19 protein-coding genes are annotated in these 16,302 nt (G+C 61.8%); 13 read left to right on the top strand and 6 right to left on the bottom strand.

Annotation, left to right across the window (positions count from 1 at the left end):
- Together HMPREF2875_RS05185 and HMPREF2875_RS05180 are read right to left on the bottom strand one after the other, a co-directional pair.
- On the bottom strand, window positions 1–866 hold an 866-nt coding region (locus HMPREF2875_RS05185), incomplete at its 3' end, for an HNH endonuclease signature motif containing protein (protein ID WP_070670936.1).
- Between the two features lie 53 nt (window positions 867–919).
- The gene (locus tag HMPREF2875_RS05180; RefSeq protein ID WP_070670934.1) at window positions 920–1,990 is read right to left on the bottom strand and encodes an ROK family protein; all 1,071 of its coding nucleotides are present in this window, start codon (window positions 1,988–1,990) and stop codon (window positions 920–922) included.
- A 98-nt stretch (window positions 1,991–2,088) separates the two neighbouring features.
- Here HMPREF2875_RS05180 and HMPREF2875_RS05175 point away from each other — a divergent pair, with 98 nt between their 5' ends.
- From HMPREF2875_RS05175 to HMPREF2875_RS05165, 3 genes are all read left to right on the top strand, one after another.
- On the top strand, window positions 2,089–2,658 hold the full coding sequence (locus tag HMPREF2875_RS05175; protein WP_070670932.1) for an LOG family protein: 570 nt from the start codon (window positions 2,089–2,091) through the stop codon (window positions 2,656–2,658).
- A 69-nt stretch (window positions 2,659–2,727) separates the two neighbouring features.
- Entirely contained in the window at window positions 2,728–4,395 is a 1,668-nt protein-coding gene (locus HMPREF2875_RS05170; protein ID WP_070670930.1) for a DUF885 domain-containing protein, read from the top strand.
- 106 nt (window positions 4,396–4,501) lie between these two features.
- A complete protein-coding gene (locus tag HMPREF2875_RS05165; RefSeq protein ID WP_070670928.1) occupies window positions 4,502–5,752 on the top strand; it encodes an ATP-binding protein in 1,251 nt (416 codons plus the stop codon).
- Here HMPREF2875_RS05165 and HMPREF2875_RS05160 read toward each other — a convergent pair.
- Window positions 5,732–6,784 carry an AbrB family transcriptional regulator gene (locus HMPREF2875_RS05160; RefSeq protein ID WP_246817035.1) on the bottom strand — a complete coding sequence of 351 codons (1,053 nt, stop codon included), beginning with the start codon at window positions 6,782–6,784 and terminating at the stop codon, window positions 5,732–5,734. The genes HMPREF2875_RS05165 and HMPREF2875_RS05160 overlap by 21 nt on opposite strands.
- 22 nt (window positions 6,785–6,806) lie before the next feature.
- Here HMPREF2875_RS05160 and HMPREF2875_RS05155 point away from each other — a divergent pair, with 22 nt between their 5' ends.
- Complete coding sequence (locus HMPREF2875_RS05155; RefSeq protein WP_070670924.1) at window positions 6,807–7,577, top strand: TSUP family transporter; 771 nt, start codon at window positions 6,807–6,809, stop codon at window positions 7,575–7,577.
- A 3-nt stretch (window positions 7,578–7,580) separates the two neighbouring features.
- Here HMPREF2875_RS05155 and HMPREF2875_RS05150 read toward each other — a convergent pair whose 3' ends face one another.
- The 3 genes from HMPREF2875_RS05150 to HMPREF2875_RS05140 are packed head-to-tail and all read right to left on the bottom strand — an operon-like array spanning window position 7,581 to window position 11,357.
- A complete protein-coding gene (locus HMPREF2875_RS05150; RefSeq protein WP_070670922.1) occupies window positions 7,581–9,791 on the bottom strand; it encodes an ATP-dependent RNA helicase in 2,211 nt (736 codons plus the stop codon).
- Window positions 9,784–10,191 (bottom strand): maltose acetyltransferase domain-containing protein, encoded by a 408-nt coding sequence (locus tag HMPREF2875_RS05145; protein ID WP_070670920.1) that lies wholly within the window; start codon window positions 10,189–10,191, stop codon window positions 9,784–9,786. Before HMPREF2875_RS05145 ends, HMPREF2875_RS05150 begins: the two co-directional genes overlap by 8 nt.
- Window positions 10,192–10,214: 23 nt before the next feature.
- Window positions 10,215–11,357 (bottom strand): Fic family protein, encoded by a 1,143-nt coding sequence (locus tag HMPREF2875_RS05140; protein WP_070670918.1) that lies wholly within the window; start codon window positions 11,355–11,357, stop codon window positions 10,215–10,217.
- 84 nt (window positions 11,358–11,441) lie between these two features.
- Here HMPREF2875_RS05140 and HMPREF2875_RS05135 point away from each other — a divergent pair, with 84 nt between their 5' ends.
- The 9 genes from HMPREF2875_RS05135 (at window position 11,442) to HMPREF2875_RS05095 (ending at window position 16,295) form a co-directional block, all read left to right on the top strand.
- Window positions 11,442–11,978: an NADPH-dependent FMN reductase gene (locus HMPREF2875_RS05135; protein WP_070670916.1), complete on the top strand. Its 537-nt coding sequence runs from the start codon at window positions 11,442–11,444 to the stop codon at window positions 11,976–11,978.
- 5 nt (window positions 11,979–11,983) lie between these two features.
- Window positions 11,984–12,700, top strand: coding sequence for an SDR family oxidoreductase (locus HMPREF2875_RS05130; RefSeq protein WP_083311857.1), 717 nt, complete (start codon window positions 11,984–11,986; stop codon window positions 12,698–12,700).
- Between the two features lie 80 nt (window positions 12,701–12,780).
- Window positions 12,781–13,455: a LysE family translocator gene (locus tag HMPREF2875_RS05125; RefSeq protein ID WP_070670912.1), complete on the top strand. Its 675-nt coding sequence runs from the start codon at window positions 12,781–12,783 to the stop codon at window positions 13,453–13,455.
- 30 nt (window positions 13,456–13,485) lie between these two features.
- Window positions 13,486–13,770: an RNA-binding S4 domain-containing protein gene (locus tag HMPREF2875_RS05120; RefSeq protein ID WP_039673291.1), complete on the top strand. Its 285-nt coding sequence runs from the start codon at window positions 13,486–13,488 to the stop codon at window positions 13,768–13,770.
- Window positions 13,770–14,474, top strand: coding sequence for a VOC family protein (locus tag HMPREF2875_RS05115; RefSeq protein ID WP_070670910.1), 705 nt, complete (start codon window positions 13,770–13,772; stop codon window positions 14,472–14,474). Before HMPREF2875_RS05120 ends, HMPREF2875_RS05115 begins: the two co-directional genes overlap by 1 nt.
- A 28-nt stretch (window positions 14,475–14,502) precedes the next feature.
- Entirely contained in the window at window positions 14,503–14,811 is a 309-nt protein-coding gene (locus HMPREF2875_RS05110) for an MGMT family protein (RefSeq protein WP_070670908.1), read from the top strand.
- Between the two features lie 15 nt (window positions 14,812–14,826).
- Window positions 14,827–15,177 carry a DMT family transporter gene (locus HMPREF2875_RS05105; RefSeq protein WP_070670906.1) on the top strand — a complete coding sequence of 117 codons (351 nt, stop codon included), beginning with the start codon at window positions 14,827–14,829 and terminating at the stop codon, window positions 15,175–15,177.
- Complete coding sequence (locus tag HMPREF2875_RS05100; RefSeq protein WP_070670904.1) at window positions 15,174–15,482, top strand: DMT family transporter; 309 nt, start codon at window positions 15,174–15,176, stop codon at window positions 15,480–15,482. Before HMPREF2875_RS05105 ends, HMPREF2875_RS05100 begins: the two co-directional genes overlap by 4 nt.
- Window positions 15,483–15,512: 30 nt before the next feature.
- Complete coding sequence (locus tag HMPREF2875_RS05095) at window positions 15,513–16,295, top strand: hypothetical protein (RefSeq protein ID WP_070670902.1); 783 nt, start codon at window positions 15,513–15,515, stop codon at window positions 16,293–16,295.
- Window positions 16,296–16,302 lie beyond the last annotated feature (7 nt).

Below are 16,302 nucleotides of genomic sequence, written 5' to 3'. Positions count from 1 at the left end.
CCACCGGCCTTCCACGGCACCAGGTGATGCACCTGGGCATAATCAGCAGGTTTATTACACCCCTTCCTGGCACAGGTGGGATGCTCGGCACTGGCCATCATGCGCTGCTCAAACCCAGCCAAGCGTTTCATACGGTGCAGCCACACCGGCCCAATCGTGGGGTGGATGAGGGTGACGTAGCCGATCTCAGCAAACTTGTAGTTCAAGAACTGCGTGCCGGTCATCCGGCCGCCATTAGTTAGCTCAAGCACGATGTCGTCACCGTCGCCGCTAACAATCTTGTCGAGCTTATCCAAGGTCACCACCACGCTGGTGAATACGGCGGGTTTGGTACCGCCGTGGGATTTATTGAAGAAAACGTGCCGGGAGGCGTCGAGCAGGTTGTCCTTATTGATGGATTCCAGCACGCCACGCATCTCGGTAACGGTCATGGGATCATCAGTAATGGTCAGCGAGTGAGGCCCATCAGCACGATACGTCATGCGCACCCCCGGGGTGGGGATACGTTTGGGCTTGAGCTCTTTGAGCCGTTTGGCCGCCACGGCTGGGATGCTGTGAGCGGGTGTGCCGGCAAGCTTTACACGCAGGTTCCAGGCATGCAGCTGGTTTTTCAGCTTCTTCGTGTAGGACTCAATAAGGCTCAGCGTGGCCAGATCATGGCCTTGTTCGGCGGCTCGGCTACGGGCAGTGCGTTGCTTACCCGTGAACTTGGTGGTGCCGAAGTAGATGTGGTTTAAGCGTGCCAGTTCGGCGGCATCGGCAGGTGCAGCGCCGAGTGCGCGTAAACGTTTCTCGCCTCCTACCGCTTGCTTTACCAGTGTGATCCCCGAGTTGCGGTAGGAGAAATAGGTTTCTAAATCCCCCATGACCCAGAACCCTAAAACACCCCAACCAACCCCGCAACCGGAGACGAGAAACTCTAGGCGGCCTTTGCCTCGCGGCCCAGCTCAAGCGGTACGCGCAGCAGCGGGTCAAGGGCGACGGCGCGGGTGCAGGCGCGGACAATCTCGGAATGCGACGGAATCATGCGCAGCTCCACCGCTTGGTCGGTGTTCTGGCGCACCGCAGACGCAAAAAGCTTCGGAGCGGCCGGGTCGTCGGAGAAAGCGCCACCGGCTACGACGAGGGTATCCGGTGCGTGCTTAGCCACGAGGTCGGCGGCGATGGCGCCGAGGGAGCGGGCGCGGTCGTCGAGAAGCGCACGCGCAGATGGGTCCTGCACGGCATCCGGAAGGGATTCCGCACCTGCGGCCGCCAACACGGCCTGGGTGGCCAGGGAATCCGGGGCGGTAAGCTCCAGCGGAGCAATCTCATCGTGCACGGTCAGCGCCGCGCCGACCGAGTCATCCGCGTAGAGCACCATGACGGGTTTCTCCGCACCGAGTTCCGTGGACTGCGTCTCCGAGCCGAGGATGGCAGGAATGACGGAGGAGACAACTACCGGCACACCGAACTGGTACTGCAGGCGGCTAGCAATATCCATGCGCTCCCAGCCCAGGTTGTGGGCCGTCACTCGGCCGGATTCATCGACGCTGCCGGACGTGGTCACACCCACGGAGACCAAACGGCGGTCGAGGCCCGTCATCAGACGGTTCATACCAGCGATGATGTGCTCGATAATGTCGCCCTCACTCAAACGGAACACGGGCGTTGCCACATCTTCCTCGCAGAGCGTGCGGCCCTTGGTATCGAAGAACGCGATGCGCGTGAACGCAGTACCCACCGCGATGCCGGCCAGCATCCAGTCATTATCCGCGACCTCCAACGGAACGGTAGGCCGGCCACGGCCGCGGGACTGGGTCAGGTCGGTGCGCTCGCGAATCAGTCCGGCACCCAACAGCGCAGCGGTGGCGCGGGTAATGGTGGGCTGGGATAGCCCGGTGGCTTCTACCAGCTCACTGCGGGTAACGACGGGGTTGAGTCGAATGATGTGGAGGCACTTCGCCGCAGGGGTACGAGGGCGGGTGAACACGGGGCCAGACTTGATCATGGCGTCAAGTATAAATTCAACAGACCGCATTGTCTAATAGAAATTAGCTTCCAGTAGACATCATGGTCTAGGAGTGGTGCTGCGATAGAGTGAAACCTATGGATTCTGTTGCTGTGTATTGCGGCTCAGCCGCCGGAAATTCTGAGGCCTATGCGCAGGCTGCGCGCCACCTGGGGGAGGAGCTCGCGCGCCGCGGGCTCACCTTGGTCTACGGCGGCGGAGACGTTGGTCTCATGGGCATCGTCGCGGACGCCTGTCTGGCAGCTGGCGGTCATGTCATCGGGGTTATCCCGCAGCAGCTCGTTGATGTCGAGCTCTCACATCCGAACATCACGCAGCTCGAGGTCGTTGACACCATGGCGCAGCGCAAGACACGGATGGAGGAGCTCGCGGATGCTTTTGTGTGCCTGCCGGGCGGTGTGGGCACGCTGGAGGAGCTCACAGAGGTTCTCACCATGCAGCAGCTCGGCAACATCGAGGGGCCTGTGGGCCTAGTGGATGTGCAGGGCTTTTGGCAGCCTTTCGTGCACATGTACTCCGCAATGGTGCAGGAGGGCTTTGTCCAACAGCGTTTCCTTGATGCCCTGGTGGTGGAGTCCACACCGGTCGCTGTATTGGAGGCTTTCGGGGCCTGGAGCAATCCCGGCAGCAAGTGGGGCAACAATTAGCTAACAACCTGGCACAAAGCCGCCGCTGGGTTGGCCGAACCGAGAGGTTTTTCGTTAGACTTCGCCCTTATGAGTTTTGACCAGAACGCAGAGCGCCAGCCGTCGTTGCTGGACGCGTCGTGCGATAACTTCGTTCACGACCTCGCGCAGCTCACACCTACCAATGCCACCGCATGGGGCATCCCGGGCTTCGATGGGGAGCTCGAGGATTTCTCGCCCGAGTATTACTCCGCCGTAGCGGACCGTACGCGTGAGATGCTGGCGGACCTCGATGCACTCGATGACACCACCGATGAGTCTGATGATGACGATGACTTCGACGAGGTGGATTACGTTACTGCTGAGGTCTTGCGCGATCGTCTCTGCCTGGATCTTGACCTCCACCATGCTGGCGAGGACATTCGTTGCCTTAACAACATTGCCTCCCCAGTGCAGACCATCCGCGACACGCTCATGCTCATGCCGCGCGAAACGCCTGAGCAGCTGGACATGTTGCGCTCGCGCTTGTCGAAGGTGCCGGCGTCGTTAAGCGGCTACAAGGAGTCCCTCATCGAGGCGGCGTCGCGAGGCATGGTGGCTCCGCAGCGCCAGATTTCCGAAGTATTCGTGCAGAGCGAGCGGCTTGCCGACGCCGGCTCCATGCTCGAGGACCTCGGCCTCGACGGTGATTCTGCCGAGGTCACGAAAGCCAAGGAAGCTTTCGGCGAGTTCGCCGACTGGCTCTCCAACGAGCTGCAGCCGCAGGCCCCGTCGCAGGATGCGGTGGGCCGCGAGCGCTACGAGCGCTTCTCCAAGCTCTTCGTCGGCGATGCGGTGGACCTCGATGAGGCCTATGGGTGGGGCCTGGAACAGGTGCGCTCCATCAAGGCAGAGCAGGAGAAGATTGCTCACCAGCTGTACGGTTCGGACGTGACAGTCCGCGCGGCGATGCGCAAGCTCAACGAAGAGGAGCGCTACCAGCTGCACGGCACCGACGCGCTGGTGGAATGGATGCAGTCCACCGCGGACCGCGTAATCAAGGACCTCAACGGCACTGCCTTCGACATCCCGGAGGCAGTGCGTGAGATCGAATGCTGCATCGATCCGGCCGGTACCGGCGGCATCTTCTACACCTCGCCCTCCGATGACTTCTCCCGACCGGGCCGCATGTGGTGGTCCGTGCCCGCGGGTCAGGAGCTGTTCCACACTTGGCAGGAGCTGACGACCGTCCACCATGAAGGTGCGCCGGGCCACCACCTGCAGATTGGTGCCGCGCTGACCCAGCCGGACCTGAACCTGTGGCGCCGTGCAGTGACGTGGAACTCCGGCCACGGCGAAGGCTGGGCTTTGTATGCGGAGGCGCTCATGGCGGAGCTGGGCTACATGGATGATCCGGGCTTCCGCATGGGGCTTCTCGACGCCCAACGTTTCCGCGCCGCCCGCGTCGTCGTGGACATTGGACTCCACCTGGGCAAGGCGCTGCCGGATTGCACCGCGTCCGGCGTCTGGGACAAGTCCCATGTCAAGACCTTTATGCGTGAGAACACCGCAATGGATGATGCCAACCTCTCCTTTGAGGTCACACGCTACCTGGGCTGGCCGGGCCAGGCCCCGTCTTACGCGCTGGGTCAGCGCCTGTGGCAGCAGACTCGCGACGCTGCGGTGGAGCAGGGCATGGAGGTCCGTGACTTCCACTCCCAGGCCCTAGCGATGGGCTCGGTGCCAATGTCGATCCTGCGCGAGACCATTCTGGATTAAATCCCCAGGTCGCGCGCCAGAATCTTGGATTTATCCACACCTGACTCTTGGATTTATCCACTAGTGACTCTGTGATTTATCCATTTTTCGGGCTAAGGTACTTGGTATGTACCTGCCCCGAATCGTTGATGCAGAAGTCGAACGAGGGCTCCGTGTTTCGGGTGCCCTCTTTCTTAAAGGCCCCCGCGCGAGTGGAAAAACTTCCACGGCACGCCAATTTGCCAAGTCTGTTATCCAACTTGACCGAGACTCCCCAGAGGCAAACCTTGCGCGCATGCAACCGGCATTAGGGCTTGAAGGCGCACGGCCGCGGCTCATTGATGAGTGGCAGGTTGTCCCAGCTATCTGGAATGAGGTGCGCCATGCAGTCGATGACTCGCAGGACAAAGGGCAGTTTCTCCTCACAGGTTCCTCCACGCCCGATGATGATGCTACCCGGCATTCTGGTGCGGGCCGGATTCGTTCCATTCAACTGCGAACATTGAGCTTGGCAGAGCGAGGACTTGGTGCCGAGCACGTCTCACTGGGCTCAATCATTGCGGGCAATCAAGAACCCACCGCTGGGACAGATGCCACCGTGGCTGATTATTCCCGTTGGATCGTTGCTGGTGGTTTCCCGGAGTTCTTTGACCTTGATCCGCTCGACGCGCAGGAAGGGATGGAGTCCTATCTGACAGAAATGAGTGAGCACGACTATCCCGAACTCGGCGGACCACGACGCGATCCGCGCCGTTTTCAGTCGTTCCTTCATGCTTATGCCGGACTGGTTGCCCAACCGGCTACTGCTGCTGCGATTCGCAAACGCATTGGAGAACTCAGTAGCGCTACTTCGACGCCAGCCGCAGAAACTGTGAACGTCATTCACGATTTTGCTACGCGCCTCTTCCTCATTGAGGACCAGCCGGCGTGGTCACCACGTACTCGTTCGAAGACGTCCATGGTTCAAATGCCGAAACGTCACTTAGCCGATCCCGGTTTGGCTGCTGCTTTGTTGGGAACGGGGCCAGACAAACTGCTTGGGGATCTAGAGACTCTAGGCATTCTCTTCGAGGCGCAACTTGTCCACGATCTGCGCGTTTATGCGCAGGCGCTGCGTGCGCGCGGAGTATTCCACTTGAGGGATATGAAGGGGCGCGAAGAAATTGATGCAGTGGTGGAGCTCCGAGACGGTTCGTGGGTAGGGTTTGAAGCGAAGCTTTCTCACAACGAGGTTGATGCTGCGGCGGCACATCTAAAGCACGTAGCAGCTAAACTCTCTTCGCCACCAGCAGCACTGATAGTTGTGATTCCGAGTGGGCCGGCTTTCCAACGCCCAGACGGGGTGTGGGTGGTTCCCCTAGCGGCGCTTGCGGAATAGCTCCAGGATCTGGGGCAGGTAGCCGGCGATGACGAGCACGATGATGAGCCGGATAATCTGCACGGCCACGACCGCGGGGCCGGCGCCGCCCTCCGCGGAAAGTGCGAGGACGGTCTCCAGCGCGCCGGGCGAGGTGGCGAGGTATGCCTCGAAGTAGGTGATGCCCAGCCACGCGGTGAGTGGCAGGGCGGTGAGCGCGCACACGCCGATGACCACGACGATGAAGAGGATGGTGGCGGGCAGCTGCTTGGCAAAGGACGTGAGTGCCGGCACGGACAGTCCGCCACCGCAGACCCAGCCGATGGACATAAACGCCATGATTTTGAAGACGTAGAGTGGCTCCAAGGTGTGGCCGGCTGGTAGGAACTGCGTAACCAGCACGGTTAAGAGGAGCGGGCCCAACACCGCAGCAGCGGGTAAGCGAGCGAGTTTGCCCAAGCGCTCGCCCAGGATGGCAATGGCGATGGTGAGCAGTACAATCCACCACGTCGTCTCGCCGTCGATACTCATATCGACGCCTTGGCCCGCGGGGGCGCTCAGAAACGAGACCACCAAGGGGAGGGATACCGACACCGCGAGAAGGCGCAGGTATTGGGTCAGCGCCACATAACGGTAGTCCGCCCCGAGTTCGCTGGCCAGTGCCGGCATGAGCGAGGCACCGCCCGGCAGCATGGATAAGATACCCGTCTCCCAGGAGATATCCTTCGGCTGCGAGCGGTGTAGAAGCACGCCGCCGGCAACGCCGATAAGCACGGTGATAAGGGACATCGTCACCGCAGCTGGCACAAAGCCGATGAGCGTGGAAGCAGGGACCAACGTTAGTGGAATACCGGCCATCATTCCGATGAATCCGCGGGCCATGGCGTAGAAGCGGTCATTGACGGCGAGTTCCTTGCCCGTCGTCAAAGCCATGGCTCCCGAGACCACGATGGCACCAAGAATCCAGGCTGCGGGTACGTGAAGGTAGCTCAACAGTGCCCCGAGAGCTGCAGACCCCGGGGCCACGATGAGCCACCTCGCACGAACAGACATGCAATCGAGTTTAATGGTGGGCATGGATTTTGGATTGAGCGGTTGGGCGGTTCTCACCATTGGCGCTGCCGTAGCCGGGTGGGTAGACGCCGTCATTGGAGGCGGCGGGCTCGTGCTCATTCCGCTCATTTTGGCCGTGGCACCGCAGCTCGCACCTGCGACGGCGCTGGCGACGAACAAGGTGGCGGCGGTGTCGGGAACAGCGTCGGCGGCCGTCACCTTGGTAAAGAAGGTGCGCCCGCCGAAAGGTGAGCTCATCCGCATGGGGCTCACCGCGCTGGTGTGCTCCGGGCTGGGTGCGACGGCGGTGGCGCTTATGGACAAAGACGTCATGCGGCCGGTCATCATTGTGCTCATGGTGGCGGTTGGCGTGTTTGTGGCCTTTCGCCCGGACTTCGGCAGCGGCGACGGTGACGGTATCCGCGGCGGCTGGCGCACGTGGGCAGCACTGGGCGCTGTGGCGGCCATCGCCTTCTACGACGGCATCTTCGGCCCCGGCACCGGCATGTTCCTCATCATGGCCTTTACCGCTATCTTCTCCCAGAATTTCCTCACCTCCGCGGCGATGGCGAAGGTGGTCAACACGTGTACCAATGTCGGTGCGCTCGTGGTATTCATCGTGGGTGGCCACGTGGAGTGGGCGCTGGCGCTTGTCCTCGCGGTGGCCAATATCATCGGCGCGCAGCTGGGCGCGCGGACTGTGCTTGGCGGCGGTGCGAAGCTCATCCGCTATGCGCTTCTCGCACTCGTCGTGGTGATGAGCGTGTACCTGTCCTGGCAGCAGTGGGGCTGATTCCTACATCCGGTTCTTCGTCTTTGCGGTTGCCACCGCATTCCACGGGTCTTCCGGCCACGGGTGTTTGGGGTAGCGCCCGCGCATGTCGGCGCGCACGCCGGCATAAGGCCCAGCCCAGAAGCTAGCCAGGTCATCGGTGACGGCGAGCGGGCGGCCGGCGGGGGAGAGCAGGTGGAACTGCACGCGGTGGCCACAGTATTCGGGCGATTCGGCCAGGCCGAAGCATTCCTGCAGTTTGATGGAGACTACGGGACGCTCGCCGGACCAATCGATGCGCGCGTCGCGGCCCGAGGGTACCGGCAGGCGTTCGGGGACGAGCTCGTCTAAACGGCCAGCTTCGGGCCACGGCAGAAGGCGTTGCAGGGCCGGGTACATATCGGGCTGTCGTCCCTCAGCTAGCTCACGTAGTTCTGGCTCGAGCCACTCCAGGCTGGCGCTGGCACTATCGACGTCCGGCCACGGATCGCCGTAGGCTGCCCGCAGGTGGCGCATACGTTCCCGCAGGTTCTGGGCCTTCTCACTGAACTTAAACAGTTCGAGGCCGTGGCCAGAGTGGCGCAGGGCCTCCACTGCCTCATCGCCGGAGACCTTGACTGGGGTTTCGGAGAGCACGATGGCGCCGGCCGCGCGCACCCGAACGCCGCGGACCTTGGAGCCCTCAAGGAAGGCGCGGGTCTCCTCGGTAACGCCGACGATATCGAGGGCGTCATTCTCCGCGATGGGCTCTGCCGCGCGGATGATGGCGTTGCCGGCATTCGACAGGGATACCTCGGCGACGGCGAGCCACTCGTGGCCTGCGTTCGCGGAATCCAGGACCCGGGCACGCGTGCCACTCGCGAGCAGGTACTCTTTCTCGTCCACGCGCTTGGCCACGAACTCGGGGAACGCGGTGGCTACGACCACGCCCGGGTCCACCGCGCCCTTGTCGGGCACGAGGCGGGCCAGCCGCTTGGGATCAGAATCATCGAGGCGCGCAATCGTGTCAGCGGCACCGGAGCCATGTTTGAGCAGGGCAGCTCCCCACCGCGGGTGCGTCGGTAGCAACGCGAGCTCCTCGGTGGCGTTGAGGGAGCGGAGGGTGCGGTGGGCGTCGGCAAGCGCGGCGTGGGGCGGCTGATCGAGGAGCGGGAAGTCGTCCCCCGCGCCCCAGCAGTCCAGGAAGAGCGCGGCCTGGGTGAGGTCCGCAGAGAGGATCTCCGGGGTGACGTGCGGGGAAAAGTGCTGGTAGTCATCCTGTGAATAACAGCGGATGACGGTGCCGGGAGCCTCACGCCCGGCGCGGCCGGCGCGTTGATCGGCGCTGCTTTTCGACGTCGACACCGTCACCAACCCACTCATCCCGCGCTGCGCATCGCGCTTGGGCACGCGCGCAAGACCCGCGTCGATGACGGTGCGCACGCCCGGCACGGTGAGCGAGGACTCGGCGATGGAGGTGGCCACGACGATGCGTTGTTCGCTGGTGTAGAGCGCGGCGTCCTGCTCCTGCGTGGTCTGGCGGCCGTGCAGCGCGAAAACGTTATGGCCGTTCAGTGCCTCGCACACCAGGTTGACCTCACGTACGCCGGGCACGAAGACCAGGGTGGACTCGTGCTGCTGGGCGGCAAGCCCTGCCACGCCGCGCCAGAATTCGCGGTCCCCGGCTGCGCGTCCCGGCAGGGGCTCATAGGAAATATCGAGCGGGTAGGTCACCGCCTCGGTGGAATGAATCGGCGCGCCTCCCATGAGCTGGGAGAAGCGTTGGGCGTCGACAGTCGCGGACATGGCGATGACGCGGAAATCCTCACGAAGCTGGGCCAATTCGAGGCACATGCCGAGGACCAAGTCGGTGTCGAGCTGGCGCTCGTGGACCTCATCTATGGCAACAGCAGCCACTCCTTCGAGCTCCGGATCGCGCAACAGGCGGCGCAGCAGCACGCCGGGCGTGACGAATTCGACGTCCTGGCCCTTGCGGGAATCACCGCGTACCGCATAGCCGATGCGCTGGCCGGACAGCTCCTGCAGGCGGTTGGCCGCCGCACGTACCGCCACGCGACGCGGCGCGGTGACGAGAACCTTGCCGCAGCCCGCCGCCTGGTTGGCCAGGGCCGGCGGAACGAGCGTGGTCTTACCCGTGCCCGGCGGGGCCTGGACCACAACGTGGCCCTCATCCGGAAGTGAATCGATGGTCTCGAGGACGGGCAGGCCGCGGCCGATGGTGGCGAGATCAAACATCGAGATCCTGGCGCTCCCACCTATCTTCGTTGTCTTCCAGCTTGCGCACCACGCGCCCCGGTGACCCCAGGACCAGCGAGTTATCCGGCACGTCGCGGGTCACCAGTGAGCCTGCGCCTACGACGCAGTTCTTGCCCACGGTGACGCCAGGCAGGACCGTGACGTTGCGGCCGTATTCCAGGTTAAGCAGCGTGTGGAGGCCGGGTACTTCGGACTCGGGGGAGAGCAGCGCGCGCAGGATGTCGTGCGCGCGGTCGCGATCGGTGTTCTGCAGCTCGTTGAGTTCTTTGACCAACCGGAATCCGCGATGGTGCTCGGCGCTGACCTCCTCGTTGACGCCGGGCATGAACCATGTCCCGCTGGCCATGCGTTCAAAGGAACCTGCATTGGGGTGAGTCATGGCAACAATCCTATTGTCTCGTCTTACTCGCGGGTGAGAACATCAAGGGCGGCGCGGTGAATGAACACCTTCCCGCGACCCTGTTGGATTTCTTCAAGAATGCCTAGCTCAACTAGGTGGGCCAACCATGTGCTCGCGGTTTGGCGTTTAACGACGCCCATCTCTACCACGTCTGAGATACGGACGTAGGGTTTGATGAGAATCAGTTCGGCCATTTCGAGAGGCTGGCCAATCACACCTGCGGCACGTATTTCGCGCGCGGTGTTCTCCTGGATGGCACGGAGTTGGGTAATCATCGAGGAGGCGTCGTCAGCCGCTGCGTGTACGCCACGAATCATGAAGAGAAGCCAGTCTTCCCATGCTCCATCGGCCGTTACGGCGTTGAGGTAGCGGTAGTACGCGGCTTTGTTGCCGACGATATAACCGGACAGATACAAGACTGGAAGCTCAAGGAGTTCCTCTTGGATGAGGTGGAGGACATTGAGGATCCGTCCTGTACGTCCATTGCCATCGTAAAAGGGATGAATCGCCTCAAACTGGTAGTGAAGGAGCGCCATTTTTACTAGCGAATCCACGTCATGATTGGAATAGATATAGTCCTCCCATGCCGCAAGGTGACCTTCGATAATCTCCCTGCCTTCGGGAGGCGTGTAGAGCCGCTGCTGAGTCACGGGGTTGCCAATGAATGTTCCCGGTAGGGAACGCACCTCGGCCGGGGTATCCAAGAGCGTGCTACAGACAATTTTCGCTGTCTTTTCTGATAACGGACGCTGTGATAGCGAAGATAGGCCTGCATGCAACGCGGAGTTGTAGCGAAGAGCCTCCTTAGTCGCAGGAGAAGGTTCGGCATCGACGTGCCATGCCGCACGGAACAGTTCGTCATTAGTGGTGACAATGTTTTCGATTTCAGAAGAGGCACGGGCCTCACGGAGCGGAATCGTTGAGGTAATGATTTCCGGATTGGGGATGAGTTGGCATGCTGTGCGCAGCTCAGCGAGTTTTTCCTTGGCGTCGATGATGGCCTTAAGCACAGGGACAGTTTCCACAACGTCCGCAGGCGGGAGGGGAGGAAGATCGTTGTAGGGAATATCTGGATTATAAGTTGCCATGAGAAAAGAATAGACAAGTTTTTCGGACATGTCGATTTTTTCCGAAATTTTAAACATGTCACGGTGACGTGTCGATTGCATCGACATATCGGCGTACGCTTGGTTTAGAAAGTTGATACGTCTACAGAGAAGGTTCGTTCCATGGCAAAAATCGGCATCATTCTTGGCTCTACCCGTGACGATCGCGCCGGGCTGGCCATCGCTCAGTGGGTCACTGACCTGGCCCAAGGTCGCGACGTTGACTACGAGCTCATTGACCTCAAGGCTTTCGATGTACCGATTCTCACCTCATCTGTCATCCCAATGGCCGCCAACAAGAACTATGACGATGACAAGGTACAAGCCTGGTCCGATGCGGTTGATGCCTGTGACGCGTATATCTTTGTCACCCCGGAGTACAACCATTCTGTGCCGGGAGCATTCAAGAACGCCGTTGATTCCCTGGGCGCCGAGTGGGTGGCCAAGCCGATTGCGTACGTAGGCTACAGCTTCAGCGGAGGAATCCGCGCGGTGGAGGCGTGGCGCCTCATCATGGCCAACTTCTCAATGAGGCAGTTGCGCACCCAGCTCGACATTTCCCTTAATACCGACATGACAGATGGCACCTTCACCCCGGCCGATTTTAAGGCTGAGATTGTGACAAATATCTGCGCGGAGCTGGAAGAAGCCCTATCCTAAAGCGCATGACAGATACAGCACGCGTCGCGGTCGTTACGGGAGCATCGTCGGGAATTGGGGAGGCCTCGGCACGAGCGTTGGCTGCCGACGGCTGGCATGTCGTCGTCGGCGCACGCCGCATCGAGCGCCTAGAGGCCCTGGCCAAGGACATCGGTGGCGAGGCTTATGTGCTGGACGTGACCTCGGACGAGTCCGTCGCGGAATTCGCCTCCCACCTGGACCGCGTGGACCTGCTGGTCAACAACGCCGGCGGCGCGAAAGGCTTGGAGCCGCTCGTGGAGACCACTGTCGAGGACTGGCAGTGGATGTACGAGGTCAATGTGCTGGGTACCGTGCGCATGATCCAGGCACTCCTGCCCAAGCTTCAATCCGCGCCTGAGAACTCCGGACTCATCATCAACATGGGTTCTGTGGCCGGCTGGAATGTCTACGAAGGCGGGTCCGGATATAACGCCGCGAAGCATGGAGTGCGCGTGATTTCTCGTGCGCTGCGCATTGAGGAACATGGCGTGCGCGTCACCGAGCTCGACCCAGGCCGCGTAGCGACGGAGGAGTTCTCCCTCAACCGCTTCCGCGGCGACCAGGCTCGTGCCGATGCCGTGTACGACGGCGAACTCAACCTCACCGCGGAGGACATCGCTGAGACGGTGCGTTGGGTGGCCTCCCTGCCCAGCCACGTCAACATTGACACCATGACGATTAAGCCGCGCACACAAAGTTAAAGTACCTGTTTCGCTGCAGGTGAGACGCCTCTTATAGTGGCATGCGTTAGTAACAATGCATGTGAGTATGGGGGTGTTAGATGGCACTTGGTGCCCTTGCGGCCTTGATGGGAGTGTGGTTCGCGGCGATGGCCTCGCCGGGACCGGATGTGGTGCAGATTATTCGGCTGGGCGCACGGTCAACGCGCGCGGCACTGTGGGCCGCGATTGGCAGCACCACCGGTTTGGTGGTGTGGACGGTGGCCTCGCTCGCTGGGTTGTCGGCGTTGATTTCAGCCACCCCGGAAATCCTCGTCGTCCTGCAAGTTCTCGGCGGCGCCTACCTGCTGTGGATGGCGTATACAGCGATCAGCGGAGGCATTGCGGAGCGTCGCGCGCCAGCCACGGTCGTGGGTACCGAGCACCGAGCGCCGCAACCGCGCGGCTTTAGCCCGGACGGCATCATTAAGGCGGGCACCGCCTACCGCATGGGGCTGGTGTGCGACCTGTCCAACCCCAAGGTGGTCATTTTCTTCGGCGCCATCTTTGCCAACTTCATCGACCCTGGCATGGGGCCAGGGGCCAACGCCCTCGTGGGTTCTGTTCTGATTCTGGAGAGCCTCATGATCTTCACGGGCGTGGCTCTGAGCACCCGTGCGGTGTCGAAGTGGATGGCCCGGCACTCGTCCATGGTGGACATCGTCAGCGGCGGGGTTTTCCTGCTGCTCGGCGTGGTCATTCTGGTGGAGGGCATCCGTGGGGTCCTTGCTCTTTAGCCACGATGGTGGCTAGGTATGCTGGTCAGCATGCTAGACGTCTCAATTAGGGGAGAATCCATCAAGCTCGGCCAGTTCCTCAAGCTGGCTTCCTTGGTCGCTACCGGCGGCGAGGCTAAAGAGCTCATCGAGCAAGGCCAGGTCACCGTCAACGGTGAGGTTGTCACGCAGCGTGGAGCCACGCTCGCGCTTGGCGACGTCATCTGTGTCACCGACACCTGCGTCCGCGTCGCCGCCGAGGACGAGGATGATGATTACTTTGATGAAGCCACCGCCGATGATGATTTCGATCCGGAGAAGTGGAGGAACCTCTAATGCCGGCTTTTGAAGCGGAAGTAGGCATGCCCTACGGGATTACCTTGGCCAGCTCCGATGTGCAGGCATCGGAGAGGTTTTACTCCGCGGTGTTGGGCTGGGAGTTTGAGGACGGCATTGCCCGCCTCCAGGGCCTGCCCGTTGCAGAGATCGTTCCGGGCCAGGACACCTGGGCCACCTACTTCCTCTCCCGCGATCTGGAGGCTGATTGTGCTCGAGTGGAGCAGCTCGGTGGAAAGATTTTGGCCTTGGGAGAGCCCTTGGCTCTTGTGCTGGATAACACCGGCGCCGTGTTCGGGCTGGTGCAGCCGGAGCTGGACCGCTTCGTGGCCGGCGGCGAGCCGGGCACCCCGGTGTGGCATGAGCTGGCTGTCTCCGAGAACTTCCGCTCCGCCTTGGACTTCTATGGCGAGCTTTTTGACTGGGAAATCCGCGGCGATGAGGAGTACGCGCTTGCGGAGGAAGAAGGCGCTGCCTTTGCCGGCTTCTGGCATGCAGAAGGCCTGCCCAGTTTTTGGCAGACCTACCTGGGTGTGCGGGACGTCGACCGGGCGGCCAGGGCCGCCCTTGATAATGGTGGTGAGGTGATCCGTGAGCCGCACGAGTCCCCATTTGGCCGCCTATGCCTTATTGCGGATTCAACGGGCGCCACGCTGACCTTATGTGAGGTCGAGGACGCCCCGGATGAGCCCATCGAGCTCTAACCGGATCTCTCGGAGAGTACACGGCACCATGACGACACCTGGGCGTATAGAGGATGTGTGCGCCGTCGTGCGCCGAATTCCGCCCGGTAATGTGTCCACCTACGGTGAGATTGCCAAGGTGGTTGGCGTGGGCGCGCGGTATGTGGGCTGGGTGATGTCGAAGGGCGCAGACCTGCCCTGGTGGCGCGTGGTCAACAGTACGGGCCGCGCCCACACCTCTGCCGCCCACGACCACTGGGATGCGGAAGGGATTGCGCACAACGGTGACCGCGTGCTCCTTGCGGAGTGTGGGTTGGATGCGGAGGATCTGAGGGGCGTCGGCAAGCACGCCCCATAAAGGAAAGGAAACGTGATGCGCGCCTGGTTCTTCCTCACCATCGCCATCCTCAGCGAAGTAACCGCCACGCTCTGCCTCAAGGTCGCGCTAGCGCACCCGGCGGTATACGTCGTGGTAGTGCTGGGATACGTTGCAGCCTTTTCCTCGCTGCACCAGGTGCTGCGCTGCGGCATGCACGTGGGCGCGGCCTACGGAATCTGGGGTGCTACGGGCGTGGTCCTTACCGCGGGATTGTCCGCGCTTTTCTTCGGCGAGCAGCTCACACCCCTCATGCTGGTGGGCATGGGCTGCATCATCGCTGGCGTGGCCTGCGTGGAGATGGGCGGCCGTGAGCCGAAGCCTGAGCTCGTGGAGGTTCAGCCGTGACCTGGCTAGCTCTTGCCATCCTCATTGAAGTAGCCGGCACGCTGGGGCTGCGCATGCTAGCCGTGCACGGTCAGAAGGCGTGGATTGTGTGGGTCGTGGTGGCCTACGTGTCCTCGTATGTATTTCTCTCCTTGGCCTTGCGCGAGGGTATGCCCCTAGGCGTGGCGTATGGAATCTGGACTGCCTGCGGTGTTGCGCTTACCGCACTGGCTTCCTTTGCGCTCTTCCGTGAACCGTTTACGTGGCTCAAAGGACTCGGAGTGGCGCTCATCATTGGGGGAGTACTCCTCGTTGACATGGGATAAACCTCACAATGAGGTCTAGACTCAGCTTTTGTGCTGACAAAAACTGGAGCCCTCGCGCTCACCCTCACCGCCACTCTTGCCGCGGCGCCGGCTGCCCAGGCACTTACCTTTGACCCAGGAAAAGTCCCGCCACGCACGCAAGTGACCGTCCGCTATGCCGACGGCAACGTGGCGTCCACGCCTAATAGCCAAGAGTCCCGCCCCGCTGTGTCCCTAGTCAAGCTGTACCTGGGCATGTGGGTGCTGAAATACGGTGCACCGGAGGACAAAGCCCGCGTGGAGAACATGATCCGTTTCTCTGAGGACGGCACCGCAAGCGACCTAGAGCGCAAGTACCCCCAGGCCATCCCTGGCATTATTAGCGAATATCAGCTGGGGGAGACCCATCACAACGGGTACTGGGGCCAGTCTACGACGTCAACGGAGGACCTCGCCCGCTTCCTCGGCGCCATCTCTACGGACCCGGTTGCTGCTCCCATCATGAAGGGCATGTCCACGGCAGCACCCGCTGCATCAGATGGCTACCGCCAAGACTTTGGCACCGCGCAGATTCCCGGCATTCTAGGGACGAAGTTTGGGTGGTCAGATGACCGCCAGGTACACGCCACCGCGTCCTTTGGTCCGGGCTACACCGTGGCGGCTAATACCTATGGATCGCCGGGCGATCTCACCGCGGATGTGCTTGGGGCAGTCGACGTCCCCGCACCGCCGGCCGTACCTGCGCCGCCCGCCCCGCCGACACCGCAGGATGTGCGGGATCGCGCATGCGAGGAGCTCAAACGCCGTGTACCGGGATCCTCCCACGTGTGCTAATCACAAG

This window comes from Corynebacterium sp. HMSC078H07 (genome assembly GCF_001812805.1).
GTDB lineage: Bacteria > Actinomycetota > Actinomycetes > Mycobacteriales > Mycobacteriaceae > Corynebacterium.
Note: the sequence above shows the minus strand (reverse complement) of the source record. Positions and strands in the feature narration are given on the sequence as shown.

Bases quoted from the DNA above. Each gene is read 5' to 3' on its own strand.
- HMPREF2875_RS05180 (WP_070670934.1), bottom strand. From the start codon at position 1,990: ATGATCAAGTCTGGCCCCGTGTTCACCCGCCCTCGTACCCCTGCGGCG.
- HMPREF2875_RS05175 (WP_070670932.1), top strand. From the start codon at position 2,089: ATGGATTCTGTTGCTGTGTATTGCGGCTCAGCCGCCGGAAATTCTGAG.
- HMPREF2875_RS05170 (WP_070670930.1), top strand. From the start codon at position 2,728: ATGAGTTTTGACCAGAACGCAGAGCGCCAGCCGTCGTTGCTGGACGCG.
- HMPREF2875_RS05165 (WP_070670928.1), top strand. From the start codon at position 4,502: ATGTACCTGCCCCGAATCGTTGATGCAGAAGTCGAACGAGGGCTCCGT.
- HMPREF2875_RS05160 (WP_246817035.1), bottom strand. From the start codon at position 6,784: ATGTCTGTTCGTGCGAGGTGGCTCATCGTGGCCCCGGGGTCTGCAGCT.
- HMPREF2875_RS05155 (WP_070670924.1), top strand. From the start codon at position 6,807: ATGGATTTTGGATTGAGCGGTTGGGCGGTTCTCACCATTGGCGCTGCC.
- HMPREF2875_RS05150 (WP_070670922.1), bottom strand. From the start codon at position 9,791: ATGTTTGATCTCGCCACCATCGGCCGCGGCCTGCCCGTCCTCGAGACC.
- HMPREF2875_RS05145 (WP_070670920.1), bottom strand. From the start codon at position 10,191: ATGACTCACCCCAATGCAGGTTCCTTTGAACGCATGGCCAGCGGGACA.
- HMPREF2875_RS05140 (WP_070670918.1), bottom strand. From the start codon at position 11,357: ATGTTTAAAATTTCGGAAAAAATCGACATGTCCGAAAAACTTGTCTAT.
- HMPREF2875_RS05135 (WP_070670916.1), top strand. From the start codon at position 11,442: ATGGCAAAAATCGGCATCATTCTTGGCTCTACCCGTGACGATCGCGCC.
- HMPREF2875_RS05130 (WP_083311857.1), top strand. From the start codon at position 11,984: ATGACAGATACAGCACGCGTCGCGGTCGTTACGGGAGCATCGTCGGGA.
- HMPREF2875_RS05125 (WP_070670912.1), top strand. From the start codon at position 12,781: ATGGCACTTGGTGCCCTTGCGGCCTTGATGGGAGTGTGGTTCGCGGCG.
- HMPREF2875_RS05120 (WP_039673291.1), top strand. From the start codon at position 13,486: ATGCTAGACGTCTCAATTAGGGGAGAATCCATCAAGCTCGGCCAGTTC.
- HMPREF2875_RS05115 (WP_070670910.1), top strand. From the start codon at position 13,770: ATGCCGGCTTTTGAAGCGGAAGTAGGCATGCCCTACGGGATTACCTTG.
- HMPREF2875_RS05110 (WP_070670908.1), top strand. From the start codon at position 14,503: ATGACGACACCTGGGCGTATAGAGGATGTGTGCGCCGTCGTGCGCCGA.
- HMPREF2875_RS05105 (WP_070670906.1), top strand. From the start codon at position 14,827: ATGCGCGCCTGGTTCTTCCTCACCATCGCCATCCTCAGCGAAGTAACC.